At 71.4% G+C, this 18958-nt stretch carries 18 protein-coding genes; 13 read left to right on the top strand and 5 right to left on the bottom strand.

All coding sequences use genetic code 11. The features are described from left to right. The 5 genes from sucB to IE325_RS45005 form a co-directional block, all read left to right on the top strand. Positions 1-1046 (top strand): 2-oxoglutarate dehydrogenase, E2 component, dihydrolipoamide succinyltransferase (sucB, locus tag IE325_RS45025; protein ID WP_190076026.1); only part of this gene is annotated, 1046 nt, incomplete at its 5' end. A 288-nt stretch (positions 1047-1334) separates the two neighbouring features. Then, the gene (locus IE325_RS45020) at positions 1335-1964 is read left to right on the top strand and encodes a GntR family transcriptional regulator (RefSeq protein ID WP_190076025.1); all 630 of its coding nucleotides are present in this window, start codon (positions 1335-1337) and stop codon (positions 1962-1964) included. Between the two features lie 261 nt (positions 1965-2225). Beyond that, positions 2226-4928 carry a pyruvate dehydrogenase (acetyl-transferring), homodimeric type gene (gene aceE / locus IE325_RS45015; protein ID WP_190076024.1) on the top strand — a complete coding sequence of 901 codons (2703 nt, stop codon included), beginning with the start codon at positions 2226-2228 and terminating at the stop codon, positions 4926-4928. Between the two features lie 75 nt (positions 4929-5003). Further along, the gene (locus IE325_RS45010) at positions 5004-5984 is read left to right on the top strand and encodes a helix-turn-helix transcriptional regulator (protein WP_190076023.1); all 981 of its coding nucleotides are present in this window, start codon (positions 5004-5006) and stop codon (positions 5982-5984) included. Between the two features lie 64 nt (positions 5985-6048). Further along, entirely contained in the window at positions 6049-6567 is a 519-nt protein-coding gene (locus tag IE325_RS45005; RefSeq protein ID WP_190076030.1) for a DUF4240 domain-containing protein, read from the top strand. 15 nt (positions 6568-6582) lie between these two features. Here the strand turns inward: IE325_RS45005 and IE325_RS45000 are convergent, their stop codons facing one another. Then, positions 6583-6783, bottom strand: a complete 201-nt coding sequence (locus IE325_RS45000) for a hypothetical protein (RefSeq protein ID WP_190076022.1) — start codon at positions 6781-6783, stop codon at positions 6583-6585. A gap of 181 nt (positions 6784-6964) precedes the next feature. Between IE325_RS45000 and IE325_RS44995 the strand changes: the two genes are divergently transcribed. Next, positions 6965-8107, top strand: a complete 1143-nt coding sequence (locus tag IE325_RS44995; protein ID WP_190076021.1) for a lipid II:glycine glycyltransferase FemX — start codon at positions 6965-6967, stop codon at positions 8105-8107. 46 nt (positions 8108-8153) lie between these two features. On the opposite strand, the gene IE325_RS44990 is transcribed toward IE325_RS44995, so the two are convergent. Continuing rightward, the gene (locus tag IE325_RS44990) at positions 8154-8891 is read right to left on the bottom strand and encodes a peptidoglycan recognition protein family protein (protein WP_308437724.1); all 738 of its coding nucleotides are present in this window, start codon (positions 8889-8891) and stop codon (positions 8154-8156) included. A gap of 356 nt (positions 8892-9247) precedes the next feature. Between IE325_RS44990 and IE325_RS44985 the strand changes: the two genes are divergently transcribed. After that, positions 9248-10432: a MarP family serine protease gene (locus IE325_RS44985; protein WP_190076019.1), complete on the top strand. Its 1185-nt coding sequence runs from the start codon at positions 9248-9250 to the stop codon at positions 10430-10432. Between the two features lie 22 nt (positions 10433-10454). On the opposite strand, the gene IE325_RS44980 is transcribed toward IE325_RS44985, so the two are convergent. Beyond that, positions 10455-10955: a GNAT family N-acetyltransferase gene (locus IE325_RS44980; RefSeq protein WP_190076018.1), complete on the bottom strand. Its 501-nt coding sequence runs from the start codon at positions 10953-10955 to the stop codon at positions 10455-10457. A gap of 70 nt (positions 10956-11025) precedes the next feature. Here IE325_RS44980 and IE325_RS44975 point away from each other — a divergent pair, with 70 nt between their 5' ends. Beyond that, complete coding sequence (locus tag IE325_RS44975; protein WP_190076017.1) at positions 11026-11928, top strand: TIGR01777 family oxidoreductase; 903 nt, start codon at positions 11026-11028, stop codon at positions 11926-11928. 153 nt (positions 11929-12081) lie between these two features. After that, a complete protein-coding gene (locus IE325_RS44970) occupies positions 12082-13440 on the top strand; it encodes an NAD(P)/FAD-dependent oxidoreductase (protein ID WP_190076016.1) in 1359 nt (452 codons plus the stop codon). 121 nt (positions 13441-13561) lie between these two features. Here IE325_RS44970 and IE325_RS44965 read toward each other — a convergent pair whose 3' ends face one another. Continuing rightward, positions 13562-15001: an NsdA family TPR-like regulatory protein gene (locus IE325_RS44965; RefSeq protein ID WP_190076015.1), complete on the bottom strand. Its 1440-nt coding sequence runs from the start codon at positions 14999-15001 to the stop codon at positions 13562-13564. A 281-nt stretch (positions 15002-15282) separates the two neighbouring features. Between IE325_RS44965 and lipB the strand changes: the two genes are divergently transcribed. The 4 genes from lipB to IE325_RS44945 all read left to right on the top strand — a co-directional run bounded on the left by lipB (position 15283) and on the right by IE325_RS44945 (position 18349). Next, the gene (gene lipB / locus IE325_RS44960) at positions 15283-16083 is read left to right on the top strand and encodes a lipoyl(octanoyl) transferase LipB (protein WP_190076014.1); all 801 of its coding nucleotides are present in this window, start codon (positions 15283-15285) and stop codon (positions 16081-16083) included. A gap of 94 nt (positions 16084-16177) precedes the next feature. Then, positions 16178-17143, top strand: coding sequence for a lipoyl synthase (lipA, locus tag IE325_RS44955; RefSeq protein WP_190076013.1), 966 nt, complete (start codon positions 16178-16180; stop codon positions 17141-17143). Positions 17144-17399: 256 nt separating this feature from the next. Continuing rightward, positions 17400-17600: an SCO2195 family GlnR-regulated protein gene (locus IE325_RS44950; RefSeq protein WP_190076012.1), complete on the top strand. Its 201-nt coding sequence runs from the start codon at positions 17400-17402 to the stop codon at positions 17598-17600. Between the two features lie 47 nt (positions 17601-17647). Next, positions 17648-18349, top strand: coding sequence for a DUF4191 domain-containing protein (locus IE325_RS44945; RefSeq protein ID WP_190076011.1), 702 nt, complete (start codon positions 17648-17650; stop codon positions 18347-18349). A 78-nt stretch (positions 18350-18427) separates the two neighbouring features. On the opposite strand, the gene IE325_RS44940 is transcribed toward IE325_RS44945, so the two are convergent. Then, on the bottom strand, positions 18428-18895 hold the full coding sequence (locus IE325_RS44940) for an RDD family protein (protein WP_190076010.1): 468 nt from the start codon (positions 18893-18895) through the stop codon (positions 18428-18430). Positions 18896-18958 lie beyond the last annotated feature (63 nt).

Below are 18958 nucleotides of genomic sequence, written 5' to 3'. Positions count from 1 at the left end.
CGGCTCCGGTGGCGCCCGCCGCTCCGGCTCCGGCCCCCGCGCCGGTCGCTCCGGCCCCGGTCACCCCGGCTCCGGCCGCTCCGGCCGCCGCCCAGGCGACCGACGAGGGTGCCTACGTCACCCCGCTGGTGCGCAAGCTCGCCGCCGAGCACGGTGTCGACCTGGCCGCCGTCAAGGGCACCGGCGTCGGTGGCCGTATCCGCAAGCAGGACGTCATCGCCGCCGCCGAGGCCGCGAAGGCCGCCGCCGCTGCTCCGGCCCCGGCCGCTGCCGCAGCTCCGGCCGCCGCCGCTGCCAAGAAGGCGCCCGCCCTGGAGGTCTCCCCCCTCCGCGGCCAGACCGTCAAGATGCCGCGCATCCGCAAGGTCATCGGCGACAACATGGTCAAGGCGCTGCACGAGCAGGCGCAGCTGTCCTCGGTCGTCGAGGTCGACGTCACGCGTCTGATGAAGCTGCGCGCCCGTGCCAAGGACGCGTTCGCGGCCCGTGAGGGCGTCAAGCTCTCCCCGATGCCGTTCTTCGTGAAGGCGGCGGCGCAGGCGCTGAAGGCTCACGCGCCGATCAACGCCAAGATCAACGAGGGCGAAGGCACGATCACCTACTTCGACACCGAGAACATCGGTATCGCGGTGGACTCCGAGAAGGGCCTGATGACCCCGGTCATCAAGCACGCCGGTGACCTCAACATCGCCGGTATCGCCAAGGCCACGGCCGACCTGGCGGGCAAGGTCCGCGCCAACAAGATCACGCCCGACGAGCTGTCCGGCGCGACCTTCACCATCTCCAACACCGGTTCGCGCGGCGCGCTCTTCGACACGATCATCGTGCCGCCGGGCCAGGTCGCGATCCTCGGCATCGGCGCGACGGTCAAGCGCCCCGCCGTGATCGAGACGGAGGAGGGCACGGTCATCGGCGTCCGCGACATGACCTACCTGACCCTCTCCTACGACCACCGCCTGGTCGACGGCGCCGACGCGGCCCGTTACCTGACGGCGGTCAAGGCGATCCTGGAGGCGGGCGAGTTCGAGGTCGAGCTCGGCCTCTGATCCGCCTGATCGGTCAGTACGGCGCCCCGCTTGGAACTTCTCCAGGCGGGGCGCCGCTTTCTGTGCGGCGAACGGCATTGCAACCCCTCAGGGGCGCCGGGAACTGCGCGACCAGCCACAACTCACCCCCACCCGCCAGACGACAGTCCGAACCGAGCTCTCAGGCGCCCCCTCACCCGCAACCCCGTGTAAGTCTCGTCTCACCTGCACCAAAGCACCCTTGTCGGCCCTCCCAGCGGAGCGCACCCGCCGTATTGTCTAAACGTCAACGCGCCCTAAGGAGCCCTCATGACCGCCCCCGTCATCCACTCGCTGCGCGAACAGATCCGCGAGCACATCCTGGAGGGGATCATCAGCGGTCGCTGGCAGCCGGGAGAGCGGATCGTCGAGCGACGTATCGCCACCGAGCTGGAGGTCAGCCAGACCCCCGTACGGGAAGCTCTGCGCGAGCTGGAGTCCCTGCGCCTGATCGAGTCCGCACCGAACAAGGGCGTCCGTGTACGGAACCTCACCGCCGCCGACCTGGAGGAGAGCTACCCGGTCCGGGCCGGTCTGGAGGCCATCGCCGCCGAGCTCGCCGCCGACCATCTCGCCGAGGACTGCTCCGCCCTGGACCCGCATGTCAGCGCGCTGTACGACGCCGACCGCAACTCCGACGGCACGGCCCAGGTGCGGCACACCGTCGCCTTCCACCGCGAGATGGTCCGCGCCGCGGGCAACTCCGTGCTGCTGCACACCTGGGAGGGCCTCGGCATCGAGGTCTTCACGGCGCTGTCCATCCGCTGGCTGGGGACGGTGCAGCAGTCGTACGCGGAGGAGCACGAGGAGCTGGTGGCGGCCTTCCGGCGCCGGGACCCCCGGATCGCCGAGATCGTGAAGGCGCATGTGCTCGGCTGCGCCCCGCGGCACGAGGCCTGAGCGCGACCCCGCTCATACGTAGCCTCACCTGCGAAAACCCCGGGAAAACGCGGCACCCGGTGCCTGTCCGAAAGGCACCGCGTGCCGACTTTCTCGTGATCAAGAGGTTTTGACCCTCAACCCTTTGATCGATCATCGATCAGCGAGTTATTGTCGCCGACGGACCTCCACCGAGGTCCCCGCCCTGTCCTGCCAAAGACAAAGGGCACCCCCGAACCCTTACCGATGAGGGAACCCCCTTCGACTGAGGAAGGCGGCGACATGACCGACCCCAACGCCATCCAGCCGAGCGCGCTCGACCAGCTCCCCGACCGTGACCCGGAGGAGACCGCCGAGTGGCAGGCCTCGCTGGACGCGGTCGCCAAGGCGGCAGGTCCGCACCGCGCCGCATATCTGATGCGCCGCACGCTGGAGCGGGCCGAGGCGGGCGGCATCGCGCTGCCGAAGCTCCTCGAGACCGACTACGTCAACACCATCCCGACCGCCGCCGAGCCGTCCGTGCCCGGTGACGAGGCGATGGAGCGCCGTATCACCGCGTGGAACCGCTGGAACGCGGCCGCGATGGTGACCCGCGGCTCGAAACACGGCGTCGGCGGCCATATCGCCACCTTCGCCTCCGCGGCCTGGCTCTACGAGACGGGCTTCAACCACTTCTTCAAGGGCAAGGAGGCCGACGGGTCCGGCGACCAGCTCTACATCCAGGGCCACGCCTCCCCCGGCATCTACGCCCGCGCCTTCCTCGACGGCCGTCTCACCGAGGCGCACCTCGACAACTTCCGCCAGGAGGCGGGCGGCAACGGCCTGCCGTCGTACCCGCATCCGCGCCGGCTGCCCTGGCTGTGGGAGTTCCCGACGGTGAGCATGGGCCTCGGCCCGCTCTCCGCGATCTACCAGGCGCGCTTCAACCGCTATCTGACCGCGCGCGGCATCAAGGACGTCTCCAACTCCCACGTCTGGGCGTTCCTCGGCGACGGCGAGATGGACGAGCCGGAGTCCACGGCGGCACTCGCCCTGGCCTCCCGCGAGGGTCTGGACAATCTGACCTTCGTCATCAACTGCAACCTCCAGCGCCTCGACGGCCCGGTCCGCGCGAACTTCAAGATCGTGCAGGAGCTGGAGGCGCAGTTCCGCGGCGCCGGCTGGAATGTCGTCAAGTCGCTGTGGGGCTCGGCCTGGGACGAGCTGTTCCAGCTCGACACCACGGGCGCGCTGGTACGCCGGCTGCGCGAGGTACCCGACGCGCAGGTGCAGACGTACCAGACGCGCGACGCCGCCTACATCCGCCAGGACTTCTTCGGGGCCGACCCCGCGCTGGCCGAGATGGCGAAGCTGCTCAGCGACGACAAGATCCTCGAGTGCTTCCACCTCTCCCGCGGTGGCCATGAGGCCCGCAAGGTGTACGCCGCCTACAAGGCCGCCGTCGAGTTCAAGGGCGCGCCGACCGTGATCCTGGCCCAGACGGTCAAGGGCTTCACCCTCGGCGAGGGCTTCGCGTCGAAGAACGCCAACCACCAGATGAAGAAGCTGACGGTGGACGAGTTCAAGGCGATGCGTGACCTGCTGGAGCTGCCGATCAAGGACAGCGACTTCGTCGACGGGGTCGTGCCCTACGGCCACCCCGGCGCCGACTCCGCCGAGGTCCGCTACCTCCAGGAGCGCCGCGCGGCCCTCGGCGGCCCGGCCCCGGCCCGCCGTGTCCACCCGGTGGCCCCGCTCCCCGCCCCCGCCGAGAAGGCCTTCGCCTCCTTCGACAAGGGCTCCGGCTCCCAGAACGTGGCCACCACCATGGCCTTCGTCCGCCTGGTCAAGGACCTGGTCCGCGACAAGGAGTCGGGCAAGCGCTGGGTGCCGATCGTCCCCGACGAGGCGCGCACCTTCGGCATGGAGAGCCTCTTCCCGTCCCTGGGCATCTACTCCCCCAAGGGCCAGACGTACGAGCCGGTCGACCGTGACCAGCTGATGTACTACAAGGAGGCCAAGAACGGCCAGATCCTCAACGAGGGGATCACCGAGGCCGGTTCGATGGCCGACTTCATCGCCGCGTCCACCGCGTACTCCACGCACGGCGAGACGATGATCCCGTTCTACATCTTCTACTCGATGTTCGGCTGGCAGCGCACCGCCGACCAGATGTGGCAGCTCGGCGACCAGCTCGGCCGCGGCTTCCTCGTCGGCGCGACGGCGGGCCGGACGACGCTGACCGGCGAGGGCCTCCAGCACGCCGACGGCCACTCGCCGGTGATCGCGGCGACCAACCCGGCCGCGCTGACGTACGACCCGGCCTTCGCCTACGAGGTCGCGGCGATCGTCAAGGACGGTCTGCGCCGGATGTACGGCGAGGCCGCGCCGGGCGAGGACCCGAACGTCTTCTACTACCTGACCGTATACAACGAGCCGATCCCGCAGCCCGCGAAGCCGGCCGCTGACGGCGTCGACGAGGGCATCGTCAAGGGCCTGTACCGCTTCAACACGGCGGAGTCGGCGGGCCTGTCCCCGGTCGCGAACGCCCCGCGCATCCAGCTGCTCGGCTCCGGCACGGCGATCCACTGGACCCTCCAGGCGCAGAAGCTGCTCGCCGAGGAGTGGGGCGTGGCGGCCGACGTCTGGTCGGCGACGTCCTGGACGGAGCTGCGCCGCGACGCCCTGGACGCGGACGCCGCACTGCTGCGCGGCGAGGAGCGGGTCCCGTACGTCCGTCAGGCGCTGCACGGCGCCGAGGGCCCGGTGCTGGCGGTCTCCGACTACATGCGTCAGGTCCCGGACCAGATCGCGCAGTGGGTCGAGCAGGACTACTCCTCCCTCGGCGCCGACGGCTTCGGCCTCTCCGACACCCGTGAGGCGGCCCGCCGCCACTTCGGCGTCGACGCCGAGTCGATCGTCGTGGCGGCCCTGGCCCAGCTCGCGAGGCGCGGCGAGGTCAAGGCGACGGCGGTGAAGGAAGCCCGGGAGAAGTACGGGCTGTAAGGGCTGACGTGCACTGAAGGGGTACGGCGACCGCCGTACCCCTTCGTTGTCGGTGGGCCCCGGCATGATGGCCGCATGCGCGCTGCCCGGCTCATCAAGATGGTCCTGCTGCTCCAGTCCCGGCCCTCCATGACCGCCGCCGAGTTGGCGAGCGAGCTGGAGGTGTCCGAGCGGACCGTCACACGGGATGCGCAGGCGCTGTCGGAGGCCGGGGTTCCGGTGTACGCGGACCGTGGGCGGGCCGGTGGGTATCGGCTCATCGGCGGGTACCGGACGCGGCTGACGGGGCTCGCGCGCGACGAGGCGGCGGCGTTGTTCCTCAGCGGTGTCCCGGGCGCGCTGCGCGAGATGGGGCTGGAGGACGCAGCCTCCGCCGCCCGTCTGAAGGTGTCGGCGGCCCTCATGCCGTCCCTGCGCGACGCTTCCCGCTCCGCCGCCCAGCGCTTCCATCTCGACGCCCCGAACTGGTTCACGGAACCGAAGCCCCCCGAGCTGCTGCCCGCCGTCGCGGACGCGGTGTGGGACGACCGGCGCGTCGTGGCGCGGTACCGGCGCGGGGAGGGCGAGGTGCGGCGCGAGCTGGAGCCGTACGGGCTCGTGCTGAAGGCGGGGGTCTGGTATCTGTGCGCCCGGGTCGCGGGGCACGGGTCGTACCGGGTGTACCGGATCGACCGGTTCACGGCCGTGGACGCCGCCGACGGCCGGTTCGAGCGGGACGAGGAGTTCGATCTGCCCGCCTTCTGGGAGGAGCGGGCCGAGCAGTTCGCGCGGTCCATCCTGCGGGCCGAGGTCGTGGTGCGGGTGTCCCCGGGCGGGGCGCGCAGGCTGCCGTACACCGTCGATCCGCAGGCCGCGCGGGAGGCGCTGGAGACGGCGGGCTCCCCGGACGGGGACGGCTGGGTGACGCTGACGCTGCCGGTGGAGTCCGAGGAGGTCGCCCACAGCCAGCTCGCGTCGCTCGGGCCGGAGATCGAGGTGCTGGAGCCGCCCTCGCTGCGGGAGCGCTTCGCGGGGGACGCGATACGGCTGGCCGCGCTGTACCGCGTCGAGCCGTAGGCGCATAACAATCCGCCACACTCCACGTGCGCCCCACCCGCCCAGGGCCGATGCTTGTCCCGTGATGGACGAGACGGAGTTCTGGGAGCTGGTGGACGGCGCGCGTGAGGGCGCCGATGGTGACCCCGAGGAGCAGGCCGACCTGCTCGTGGACCGGCTTGTCCAACTGGACCCCGACGGGGTGCTCGACTTCGCCCGTCATTTCGAGGCCCGCTACAACCGCGCGTACACCTGGGATCTGTGGGGCGCCGCATGGGTCCTGCTGGACGGGGCCAGCGACGACGCGTTCGACTTCTTCCGGTGCTGGCTGATCGGCCAGGGCCGCGAGGTGTACGAGGGCGGGGTGCACGACCCCGACTCGCTGGCCGATCTGCTGGACGACTTCGACGAGGAGTTCGACGGCGACGGCGAGGAGCTCGGCTACGCCGCGGACGAGGCGTACGAGCAGCTCACCGGCACGGTCGCCCCCGACCTCGGCATCCCGCCCGCGCCCCCGGAACCGGCGGGCACCCCGGTCGACCTGGAGAACGAACGGGCGCTGGCGGAGCGGTTCCCCAGGCTGTGGGAGCGGTTCAAGGACTGAGCCCCGAGGTACCGGTCAGGCCACGGCCCGCCTGCGGCTGCCCGGGTCCGCCGGGATGTACGCCTGGGTCTGCTCGGCCCGCGCCGCGTGGTGCATGGGCGCCTTGTTGGCCTGGTCCAGCGCGGACGCCGTGACGGCGGCCGGCCCGAGGACGACGGCCGCGACCGCGCAGACCACGGTCCACACCCGCTTGCCGCTGTTGTTGCTGCTGCTCATGATCCCCACCTCCGGTCAGTGCGTGTCCATGACGATAGGGAGGCTGTCTCGGGGTGATCCTTGAGCCGCCTACGAGAATCCTGTGAACGCGGGTCCTTCCGGGAAGGTTCACTCCCCGTCCCTTGACCCGCCCTGTGATCTCCGGCTTACGGTGGCCGCCCCGAACAGGAGTGCCCAGCCCATGACCAGCCCGTACGTACGGGAGATCACGCGCGAGGACCATCAGGCCCATCTGCGGCTGTATCCCGACGCGAGCCATCTCCAGATTCCCGAGTGGGGCGATGTGAAGCCCGACTGGCGTGCGGAGAGCGTCGGCTGGTTCGAGGACGGCCCTGCCGGGGAGGTCATGGTCGCCTCCGCGCTGGTCCTGTACCGCCCGCTGCCCGGCACCCGGCGCTGTCTCGCCTACCTCCCCGACGGTCCGGGCATCGACTGGCGGGCGCCCCGGGTGGACCGCTGGCTGGACGCCCTGGTCGCCCATGTCGAGCGGCGCGGGGCCTTCTCGGTCCGGATCGGGCCGCCCCTGGTGGTACGGCACTGGGAGGCGGACACCGTGGCGGCTGGCGCCGCCCACCCCGACGTACGGGATCTGCACGATCTCCCCGCCGACGGCATCGACGGGCCCGCCCTCGACGTGGCCGAGCGGCTGGGGCGGCTCGGGTGGCGGCGGTGCGCGGAGGGCAGCGGCAACGGCTTCGGCCTCGGTCAGCCGCGGTACGGCTGCGAGGTGCCGCTGGCGGGGCGCTCGATGGACGAGCTGCGCGACGCCCTCGCGCCGCACTGGGAGCAGTCCCTGCGCACGGCGGAGCGGTCCGGTGTCATCGTCTCCTGGGGCACGGCCGCCGATCTGCCCGAGTTCCATCGCCTGTACACCGCGACCGCCGACCGCGACGGCTTCCGCGCCCGGCCCCTGGTCTACTTCCAGCGGCTGTGGGCGGCCCTGAACGCCGTGGACGGCGACCGGGTCCGCGTCTATCTCGCCGAGTACGACGGCGAGGTGCTCTCCGCCGCACTGATGATCAACGTCGGCTCCCGGGTCTGGCACTCGTACGCCGCGTCCGGCCGACGGGGCCGGGAGCTGCGGCCCAGCAGCGCCCTGCTGTGGCGCATGCTGGGCGACGCCCGGCAGACGGGAGCGCGGACGTATGACCTCCGCTCCATCACCCCGGGCCTCACCGAGGCCGACCGACTGCTGGGCCGACTGCTGTTCAAGACCGGGGCGGGCGGCCGGGCCGTGGAGTACCTCGGCGAGTGGGAGCGCCCGGTGGGCAGCCAGGGGAAGGCGCTGCAGCGGGCGGTGGGGGTGTATCTCGGCCGCCGGTGAGGGGGGCGGTAGAGGCGAGCCTCGCCGCAGATGAGGCCCGCGCCCGTCAGGGCCTGCCCTGCAAGCGGGCCGCGGTTTCCCTGATCTCCGGGAGGCGGGCGGTGAGGGCCGCGCCTGGGCAGCTGGTCATGTAGCCCTCGTTGTGGCCGGCGATGGCCGGGAGGGTGGCGGTGTGGCCGGCGGCGTAGCGGCTGTAGCTGTTGCTGGAGGTCAGCCGGACGGCGGCGCGCGGGTCGGTGTCGGCGAGGCCCAGTTTCCATGCGGCGAGCGCGGCGATCGCGTCGGTCATCGCCTTGGGCACGGGCACTCCGGCGGTGAAGGTGCCGAGGGCCGCGATGCCGGTGGTGCGGTGGTTGAAGCCCTGGGTGTGGGCGCCGGTGACGGGCCGGTCGGTGCCGCCCGCGCGCCCCTCGTAGATCGTCCCGCACCGGTCGACGAGGAAGTTGTACCCGATGTCGTCCCAGTCCCGGGAGCCGGTCTGTCCCGCGTACAGGTACCGGATGATGCGGGGCACATCGGCGCAGTCGTACCCGTTGGGCGAGTCGGTGTGGTGGACGAACACGGCGACGACGCGGTCGTCGTAGCGCGGCGGCGGCTGGTCGTGCCGGGCGGCGGCGTCCAGCCAGGCCGTTCTCGGCACGATGTGCGGACGCGGCGCGTGGTACGCGGCGACGGGCTTGGCGGCGGCCGGCCGTCGCCCCGCCGCGACGGTGTTCTCGACGCCGTTGGCGCACAGCAGCAGCGCGAGGGCGGCGGCGAGCCCGGGGACACAGGCGAGCAGCACGAGCAGGACGGCCGGGATCCGCCGCGCGGCCTGCGCGAGTGGCTGCGCCGGCACGGCAGGCGGCTCCTGCCGTATGTGCGCAGCCCACGGTATTCGTACGGCACGAGGTCTTCGTCTCCCCCGCGTTCGCCGGAAGACCCTTCGGGTTGCCCGTCGGAAGACACGCATGGTCCTACTGTCCGACGGATCCGGTCCGCCCGCGATGTGTGGTGTGACACGCGGTGGAACCATCGTCCCGGTCCGGGGCGTTTCTCCAGGTGCACACGGCGTGGCCGGTTCCGGGCGGCACCCGCGTGTGTGCTGATCAACGGGCGCCTCCCGCGCGTATTCAGGGGTCCTAGAGAAAGGCGGCTGGAGTGGACCTGCTCGACATCCTGCTGTTCCTGGTGATCCTGGCCTACGCGGCGTCCGGCTATCGCCGGGGACTGGTCGCCGGCTGTGTCTCACTGGCCGGTTTCGTGGGCGGCGCGGTGATCGGCGTCTGGCTGCTGCCGTGGATGATGGACCTGGTCACAGCGGGTACGACCCAGGCGACGGTGACCGCGGTGCTCACCGTCCTTGTGCCGGCCGTGGTGGTGCACGAGCTGGCGGGCAGGCTGGCGCTGCGGCTGCGCCGGGAGCTGGACCGCGGGCCGCTCAGGGTGGCCGACGGGGTCGGCGGGGCCTTGGCGAACTCGGTGGCCGTGCTGATCGTGTCCTGGGTGGCGGCCAGCGTCCTCGCCGCGTCCTCGTCCCCGCTGCTCACCTCGGCGATCCGCGACTCCCGTCTGCTCGGCACGGTGCAGGACGCCATGCCGGACACCACACCGGCCTGGTTCTCCCGGGCCACCTCGGCGCTCACCGAGGCGGGCTTCCCGCAGGTCTTCAACCCGTTCGAGAACGAGTCGACGGCCGAGGTCGCCAAGCCCTCCGGCGACAGCGTCACGGCCGCCGCGACGAACGCCGCCAAGCTCAGCACCGTCAAGATCGAGGGCGCCGTCGGCACCCAGGGCCGCGAGGGCAGCGGCTTCGTCTACGCCCCGCGGCATGTGATGACCAACGCCCATGTGGTGGCCGGCATCGACGACCCGAGCGTCCGCATCGGGGGCGTCGGGCAGTCGTACGAGGCGCGGGTGGTGCTCTTCGACCCGGAGCGGGACGTCGCCGTGCTGTACGTGCCCGAACTGAGCGCCCCCGTGCTGCGGTTCGACGACGCCGCCGGCCGGGGCGACTCGGCGGTCGTGGCGGGCTACCCGGAGGACGGCGACCTGAACCTCCAGGCGGCCACGGTCGCGAACCGGGTGCGGGCGACGGGCCAGAACATCTACAACGACGACACCGTCACCCGCGAGATCTACTCGATCCGCTCCACCGTCCGCCCCGGCAACTCCGGCGGTCCGCTGCTGACCACCGACGGCAAGGTGTTCGGCGTGGTCTTCGCCCGCTCCACCTCCGACGCCGAGACCGGCTACGTCCTGACGGCGGCCGAGGTCGCCTCCGACGCCCGGCGCGCGGCGAACGCGACGACGCCGGTGGACACGGGGGAACTCATCAGTTCATGAGCATCGCCCTCTGCCGGGCCCCTCAGAGACCGCGCCCCATGAGCACGTCGTCCACGTACTCCCCGCCCAGGAGGAACTCCTCGGGCAGCACCCCCTCGACCACGAACCCCTCGGACTCGTACAGCTTCCGGGCAGGCGTGTTGTGGCCGAGGACGCGCAGCGTGATGCGGCGCGCGCCCCTGCGGCGGGCCTCCTCGACGGCCGCCCGGATCAACGCCCGGCCCACGCCCCTGCCCCGGGCCTCGTCGGCGACGGCGAGCCCCTGGATCTGCCGCACATGCGCGTTGGCCGCGAGCGGCGTGGGAAAGCCCAGACGGACGTAACCGACGATGCGGCGGTCGAGTTCGGCCACCAAATGGTCGCCGGGAGCGTGTCGCTCGTCGAAGAACGGGGAGTAGGGCGGCTGTGGCTTCGGCATGACGGCGTGCAGATGCGACCACGTGCGGCGGTCGAGGAGGGACAGTTCCTCCTCGTCGTCCGGGAGGGCGGTGCGTATGTACGGCGACTGGTGGAGGTCGGGCATGGGCGCCACCCTATGACCCGGGCACGGGAACCCGACCGGGGTTTTATGTGGTCAGAGGCAGGATGAAGTCATGGAACTTTCAAGAATCGCGGTGGCGGGCTCCTCCGGTCTCATCGGCGGCGCCCTGGTGCGGTCCCTGGCCGCCGACGGGCACCAGGTGGTGCGGCTGGTGCGCCGGGCGCCCAGGTCCGAGGACGAGGTGCGCTGGGACCCGGAGGGCGGAACCGTGGACGCGGCGGGGCTCGCCGGATGCCACGCCGTGGTCAACCTGGCCGGCGCGAACGTGGGCTCGCGGCGCTGGACGGAGGCGTACAAGGCGAAGCTCCGGCGCGGCCGGGTGCTGGGCACCACTGCGCTGGCGAAGGCCATGGCGTCGCTGGAGCCGCACGAGAGGCCGCGGGTCTTCGTCAACGGCAGCGCCATCGGCTACTACGGCGAGACCGACGAGCGCATCGTCGACGAGAGCGCCCCGGCCGGGCAGGGCTTCCTGCCCTCGCTGGTCGTCGACTGGGAGGGCGCGGCGGCTCCGGCCCAGGAGGCGGGCGTACGGACGGTGTTCCCGCGCACGGGGCTGGTGGTGGCCCGCGAGGGCGGGGCCTGGGGAAGGCTGTTCCCGCTGTTCAAGGCGGGGCTCGGCGGGCGGATGGGGAACGGGCGGCAGTACTGGTCGTTCGTCTCGCTGCACGACGAGGTGGCCGCGATCCGGCATCTCATCGACCGGGACGACCTCTCGGGACCGTTCAACGTCACCGCACCGCACCCGCTGCCGAACCGTGAGATCACCGAGGCGATGGGCCGGGTGCTGCACCGCCCAACGCTCTTCACGGTGCCCGCGCCGGTCCTGCGCACCGTGCTCGGCGAGATGGCCGGAGATGTGCTCGGCAGCCAACGGGTGCGGCCCGCAAGGCTGTTGGAGTCCGGGTTCACCTTCGCCTTCCCGGAGATCGAGGGGGCGATCCGGGCGGCACTGTGAGTTTTCGCATGCGACCACTGTGCGACCGTGCTCTGCCGATGCGCGACTGTTCCTGACCGATCACGGCCCTAACCTCGATCCGAACTCGGGTATCCCCGGAGCCTGTTGGGGGCATGACGTCTCCACCGGCCGCGCAACCTCGAGGAGGGGCACGTGCTTGAGCCCGCGTACCAGGCGGACGTCGTGATCGTGGGAGCCGGGGTCGCCGGACTCTCCGCGGCGCATCGGCTGACCAGCGCAGGAGTGACTACCGCAGTTCTGGAGGCCGCCCCTTGTCCGGGCGGCCGCATGTCGACGGAGAAGGTCGACGGCTTCCGGCTCGACCGGATCGGCCAGCTCCTGTCGACCTCGTATCCCGAACTACGCCTCACCCCAGGCCTCGACGCACTCGCGCTGCGCCCGTTCGCCCCGGGCGTGCTGCTGCACAGCGACGGACGACGGCAGCGCGCGGGCGCGGTGCCCGGCGCGATGGGTGCGAGGCGCGCGAGGGGCGCACTGCACGCGGTGCGCGCCCTGGCGAGCGCCCCCAGGTCGGCGGCCGTAGGGACCGGGCCCAGGGTGCGTGCCCCTCTCGGTACCGCCGTGGACCAGGCCCGGCTCGGCGCCGCACTCGCCCGCCTCGCCTCCTCCCCCGTCGAACGGCTGCTGGCCCGCCCCGAGTCGCCGGCCGCGCAGGCCCTCTCGGAGCGTGGCATCCCGGCCCGCACGATCGACGGCTTCCTGCGCCCTCTGCTCGCCGCCCTGCTCTGCGACCCCGATCTGACGACGTCCAGCCGCTGCGCGGACCTCGCGCTGCGCGCCTTCGCGAGTGGCCGGCTGTGCGTGCCCGAGGGCGGCGCCGAGGCACTGCCGGAGCTGCTGGCCCAGGCACTGCCACCGGGCACGGTGCACACGGGCGTACGGGTCACATCGATCGCCACGACCTCCGTGACCACCGCCGAACACGGCGAGATCCACTGCCGGGCGGTCCTCCTGGCGACGGACGCAGGAACCGCCGCCGAACTCCTGCCCGGCCTGCGCGTACCCGACTTCCACCCGGTGACGGTCGTCCACCACACCACGGACGACCCACCGACGACCGGCGCGTCCCTCCTCCTAGACGCCGACCGCGGCGGCCCGGTGGCCCACACCACCCTGATGAGCCAGGTCGACCCGACCCGCGCACCGGCGGGCCGGGCCCTCATCTCCTCGACGGTCCTGGGCACCCCGCCGCCCGACATCGACACGGCCGTCCGGATGCACCTCGCCCGCCTCTACGGCACCTCGACGACCCGCTGGGAGACCCTCGCGGTCCACCACACCACCGAGGCCGTCCCCGCCATGCGCCCACCCCACGACCTACGCCGCCCGGTACGCCTCCTGGCGGGCCTGTACGTCTGCGGCGACCACCGGGACACCAGCACGGTCCAGGGCGCGCTGCATTCGGCACACAGGGCGGCGGCGGCGATCCTGGCGGACCTGGGGGCGGCGGGTTCGCTGCACAGGTCGGAACCGTTACGCGCAGCGGCATAAAAAGCGGCGACATAAAAACGCAGGTTCCCCGCACCCACCCAAGGGCGCGGGGAACTGCGCGAGCAACCACAACGCAACCCGCACCTGGCACTCAACCAGTCGGAGTCACGGCGAGGGGCCCCTACAGCAACGCCGCAACCTTGTCCCGATACCCCCTCACCGGCGCCGCATCCCGATACGGCTCCAACCTCCGCTCAAAGTCCCGCACATACTCGACCGCCCGAACCGACCGCATCTCCGCAGCCGCCCCCGCCGCCTCCGCCCCCAACGCACAGGCCTGATCAAGCTCACCCAGCCCCAGCCGCGCGGAGGCGAGCACGACCCGACTGAACAACCGACTGCGCGCATACGCGGGCGCACGCAACTGCAGCGACCGCTCCGCATGCTGCGCCGCCGCCCGGAACTGCTGCAGATCCCGGTGGCAGTGCCCGAACTCGTCGGCGAGCTGCGCCTCGTCGAAGAACCGCGCCCAGTACGGCACATCATCGCCAGGACGGGCCGCCTCCAGGGAGCGCTCGGCCCGCACCAGGGAGGCCGTACAGGCGCGCACCTCGCCCAGTACGCCGTGCCCGCGCGCCTCGCACGCGTGCAGCAGCGCCTGCACCACCGGCGGCGCGCCGGAGCCCACCCCCTGCTGGGCCACCCGCGCCAGCTGGACGGCCTCACGGCCGTGCCCGAGGTAGACGGCCTGCCGGCTCATGGTGACGAGGACGTAGGAGCCGTAGGGCCGGTCCCCCGCGGCCTGGGCGAGCCGCAGCGACTGCACGAAGTAGCGCTGGGCGAGCCCGTGCGCCGCGATGTCGTACGACGTCCAGCCCGCGAGCCGGGTGAGGTCGGCGGCGGCGGCGAACAGGCGGCGGCCGGTCTGCTCGCCGTAGGTGCCGCGCAGCATCGGCTCGCACTCGTGCTCCAGATAGCGCACCAGGGCCTGCCGGGCGTGGCCGCCGCCGTACATGTCGTCGAGGGAGCGGAACAGCTCGCCGACCGAGCGCAGGGCGGCGATGTCGCCGCCGGTGACCTTCTGGCCGGGGCCGCGTTCGGCCTGGTTGCGCTGGCGTGGCACGGCCACGGGGCGGCTCTGGGCCGGGATGCGGGTGAGCGGCTCGCCGCGGGCGACCTTCTCGTCGGCGCGGCCGATGAGCCAGTCCCGGCTGGGCACGACGAGGCCGGCCGGGGTGAAGGCGATCTTGCGCAGTTCGGCGTGGCTGCCGGAGTCCTTGCGCCACAGGCCGCTGACGATGTCGACGGCCTCCTCGGGGGTGGCGGCGAACTCCAGCCCCGCGTACACGGGGGCACAGGCGTCGAGGCCGAGGTCCTGGGCGGTGAGCCGGCGGCCGAGGCGCCGGGTGAAGACCTCGGCGATGAGCGCCGGGGTGGTGCCGCGGGGCTGCTGGCCGCGCAGCCACCGGGTCACGGAGGTCTTGTCGTATCTGAGATCAAGCCCATGTTCGAGACCGAGCTGGTCCACTCGGCGGGCGAGACCCGCGTTGGAGAATCCCGCTTCTGCGATGAGCGCGGCGAGCTGGCGGTTGGGAGTGCGCTGCGCGGGTCGTTCCGTCATCTGCGGTGCGGTCTCCTGCCTTTCGGGCCTCGCAAGGCCTTACGGCCGTCAAGTGCCCGGATTGCCGGTGAGCTGCCCTTTTGGCCTCTCGAACGGCGCGAATGTAGCGGAGAGTAAGCAGCCGATCGCACATTTCGGCGCCCATTCATCCGATCGTGTGAGGATTGCCCTACCGGGCTGACGCGGACCGCGGGATCGCACTCGAACGGCCCGGTCGTACAGTGGCGTAGGCACGGTTTGTGCCTTACGACTTCAAGGCTGCTTCCAGGGAGGCGCTTGCCGTGGGTGAGTTGCGGTTCGTGCGCATGGGGTTCGGGGCGGACGCCGTCGAGTATCAGCAGGCGTGGGACGAGCAGCGCCGGGTGCACACGGCGCGCTTCGAGGACGGCATCCCCGACACCGTCCTGCTGCTCGAACACCCCCCGGTCTATACGGCGGGCCGGCGCACGGCGGACAACGAGCGGCCGCTGGACGGCACGCCGGTCATCGACGTGGACCGCGGCGGCAAGATCACCTGGCACGGCCCGGGCCAGCTGGTCGGCTACCCGATCCAGAAGCTGCCCCGCCCGGTGGACGTCGTGGCGCATGTACGGCGCCTGGAGGAGGCCCTGATCCGCACCTGCGCGGAGTTCGGCCTGGAGACCACGCGCGTGGAGGGCCGCAGCGGCGTCTGGGTACTCGGCGACCCGGTCGAACAGCGCCCGGTGCTGGGCGGCCTCGCCCTGGACTTCGACCCCCGCCTCACCGACGAGGAGTTCGACCCGCGCCTCAACGGCCCCGAGTACGCGCCCTCCAACGCCGGCCAGCGCCGCGAGGACCGCAAGATCGCGGCGATCGGGATCCGGGTGGCGAAGGGCGTGACCATGCATGGCTTCGCCCTGAACGTGAACCCGGACAACAAGTGGTTCGACCGGATCATCCCGTGCGGCATCCGGGACGCGGGGGTCGCCTCGCTGGCCGCCGAGCTGGGCAGGGACGTGACGATCGAGGAGGTGCTGCCGGTGGTCGAGCGGCATCTGCGGGACGTACTGGAGAACGCGGACCTCAAGCCGCGCGCGATCGAGAAGACACCGGTGGCATAAACAGCCCCATGGAGGGGCTTGACACCCACGTAGGCATTCAAATCCACGGGCGTACCCTTGAGGTCGCCGAAGAATCAATCGCTAGGGAGCCGACGTGTCCGCAGTCACACCCGACGGACGCAAGATGCTGCGCCTGGAGGTCAGGAACGCCCAGACCCCCATCGAGCGCAAGCCCGAGTGGATCAAGACCCGGGCGAAAATGGGCCCCGAGTACACGAAGATGCAGAACCTCGTGAAGAGCGAGGGCCTGCACACCGTCTGCCAGGAAGCCGGCTGCCCGAACATCTACGAGTGCTGGGAGGACCGCGAGGCGACCTTCCTCATCGGCGGCGACCAGTGCACCCGGCGCTGCGACTTCTGCCAGATCGACACCGGCAAGCCCGAGGCGCTCGACCGTGACGAGCCGCGCCGCGTCGGCGAGTCCGTGGTCACCATGGACCTGAACTACGCCACCATCACCGGCGTCGCCCGCGACGACCTGGAGGACGGCGGCGCCTGGCTGTACGCCGAGACGGTCCGCCAGATCCACCAGCAGACGGCGGAGCGCGAGGCCGGCCGCACCAAGGTCGAGCTGCTCGCCCCGGACTTCAACGCCGTACCGGAGCTGCTGGCCGAGGTCTTCGCCTCCCGCCCCGAGGTCTTCGCGCACAACGTCGAGACGGTGCCCCGGATCTTCAAGCGCATCCGCCCGGGCTTCCGCTACGAGCGCTCCCTGAAGGTCATCACCGAGGCCCGCGACTACGGCCTGGTCACCAAGTCCAACCTGATCCTCGGCATGGGCGAGACCCGCGAGGAGATCAGCGAGGCGCTCCGGCAGCTGCACGACGCGGGCTGCGAGCTGGTCACCATCACCCAGTACCTGCGCCCGTCCGTGCGCCACCACCCCGTGGAGCGCTGGGTCAAGCCGCAGGAGTTCGTGGAGCTGAAGGACGAGGCCGAGCAGATCGGCTTCTCCGGTGTGATGTCCGGCCCGCTGGTGCGCTCCTCGTACCGCGCCGGCCGGCTGTACCAGATGGCCGTGGAGAAGCGCGGTTCGTACGTCGCCTCGCAGGCCGTCTGATGGCACGGAGTGCCACCGCGAGCGTGTGAATCTGCGCACAAGCAACTACGCCGCAGTAGCGACCAGTTGACGCGGCCCTGGACGTCCCCGCAGATAGGGGCCTCATCAGGGCCGCGTCAAGCTTTTCGGACGGCGCATCAAGGCTTCATTGGTGTTTGACCGGTCGGTCACGCCCTGGTAACACCAATCAGTGACCCTGGTTGTACACCCCGTGCACCACCCACCGAAGCCGCCATCCCGAGGGGGGACCTCCACCATGCAGGCCGCGCCCGTCCGCGCCACCGCCATCCCGTCCTTCACCGATGCACTCCGTGCCGTCGAGTCGATCCTCATGAGCGGCGGCCAGCGCACCGCCCGCCGCAACGCCTGGACCTCCGTCCTGGAGGACCGCCGCCGCGCCAAGGACCGGGTGGAGGCGGAGCGCGTCCTGGAGCAGACCCTCTCTCCCCGCCTCTGAGCACGCTGCCGTCGAAGGCGCTTGTGCGGCCACGTAGACTTCGTGGCATGGCGAGGAAGGAACCTGCAGCGGACGCTGCGAACCCCGGGCGACTCAAGCAGATCGCTCTGACCTACAAGATGACCCGCAGGGCCGACAAGAAGATCGGTCTTGTACTCGCGGCAGTCGGAATCGTCACCCTCGGTGTCTTCCTCGCGATCGGTTTCTTGATCGGTCACCCCATCTATCTCGGCATCCTGGGCCTGCTGCTCGCCTTCCTCGCGTCGGCGATCGTGTTCGGGCGCCGGGCCGAGCGGGCCGCATTCGGCCAGATGGAGGGCCAGCCGGGCGCGGCGGCGGCCGTACTGGACAACATCGGCCGGGGCTGGTCGACGACCCCCGCGGTGGCGATGAACCGCAGCCAGGACGTGGTCCACCGGGCCGTCGGCAAGGCCGGCATCGTGCTGGTCGCGGAGGGCAACCCGAACCGGGTGAAGACCCTGCTGGCCGCCGAGAAGAAGAAGATGAACCGCATCGTCGCGGACGTGCCGGTGCACGACATCCTGGTCGGCACGGGCGAGGGCCAGGTCGAGCTGAAGAAGGTGCGGACCACCATGCTGAAGCTGCCGCGCGTACTCACCGGCCCCCAGGTGACCGCCACCAACGACCGGCTCAAGGCGATGGGCGACCTGATGAGCAACATGCCGTTGCCGAAGGGCCCCATGCCGAAGGGCATGAAGCTGCCGAAGGGCGGGCCGAAGGCCCGCTGACTCTCCCTCGTACGAGGATCTGTACGAGAAAGGGGGCGCCCGGAGATCACTCCGGGCGCCCCCTTCGTCGTACCGCCGTCAGATCCGCACTTCCACGGTCCCCGCGAGCCGGTCGTGCAGGCCCCGGCCGTCGCGGTCCCAGATCAGGGCCGGGATGGCGACGCACAGCAGGGCCGTGCGCAGCAGGGCGCGCAGCGGGTTGACCGTGCCGGTCTCCAGGGTCACCACGCGCAGGCCGAAGAGCCGCTTGCCCGGGGTGAAGCCGACGGTGCCGACGGTCAGGGCGCCCATCACGAAGAACAGCAGCAGGGCCCAGTTGCTGGTCGACTGGCCGTAGCCGTCGGTGATGAGACCGTATGCGATCAAGACGCAGATGGCCCAGTCCACGGCGAGTGCTCCGAGCCGCCGTCCCGGGCGGGCGATGGAGCCGGGGCCCTCCTCCGGAAGGCCGAGCTGCTGACCCCTGTATCCGAAGTCGACACCGGCGTTCTCGGCGGCCGCGCGGGGGCCGGAGAGCCAGGATCCGATTGCTTGCCTCTTGTCCACGCGACCACGGTACTGTGCCCGTTTTGCGATGTGGACAGGTGGGGTGAGGTGCGGGATGTCCGG

The sequence above is a fragment of the Streptomyces lanatus genome (assembly GCF_014655715.1).
Lineage (GTDB): Bacteria > Actinomycetota > Actinomycetes > Streptomycetales > Streptomycetaceae > Streptomyces > Streptomyces lanatus.
This window is presented reverse-complemented; position numbering and strand designations above follow the sequence as displayed.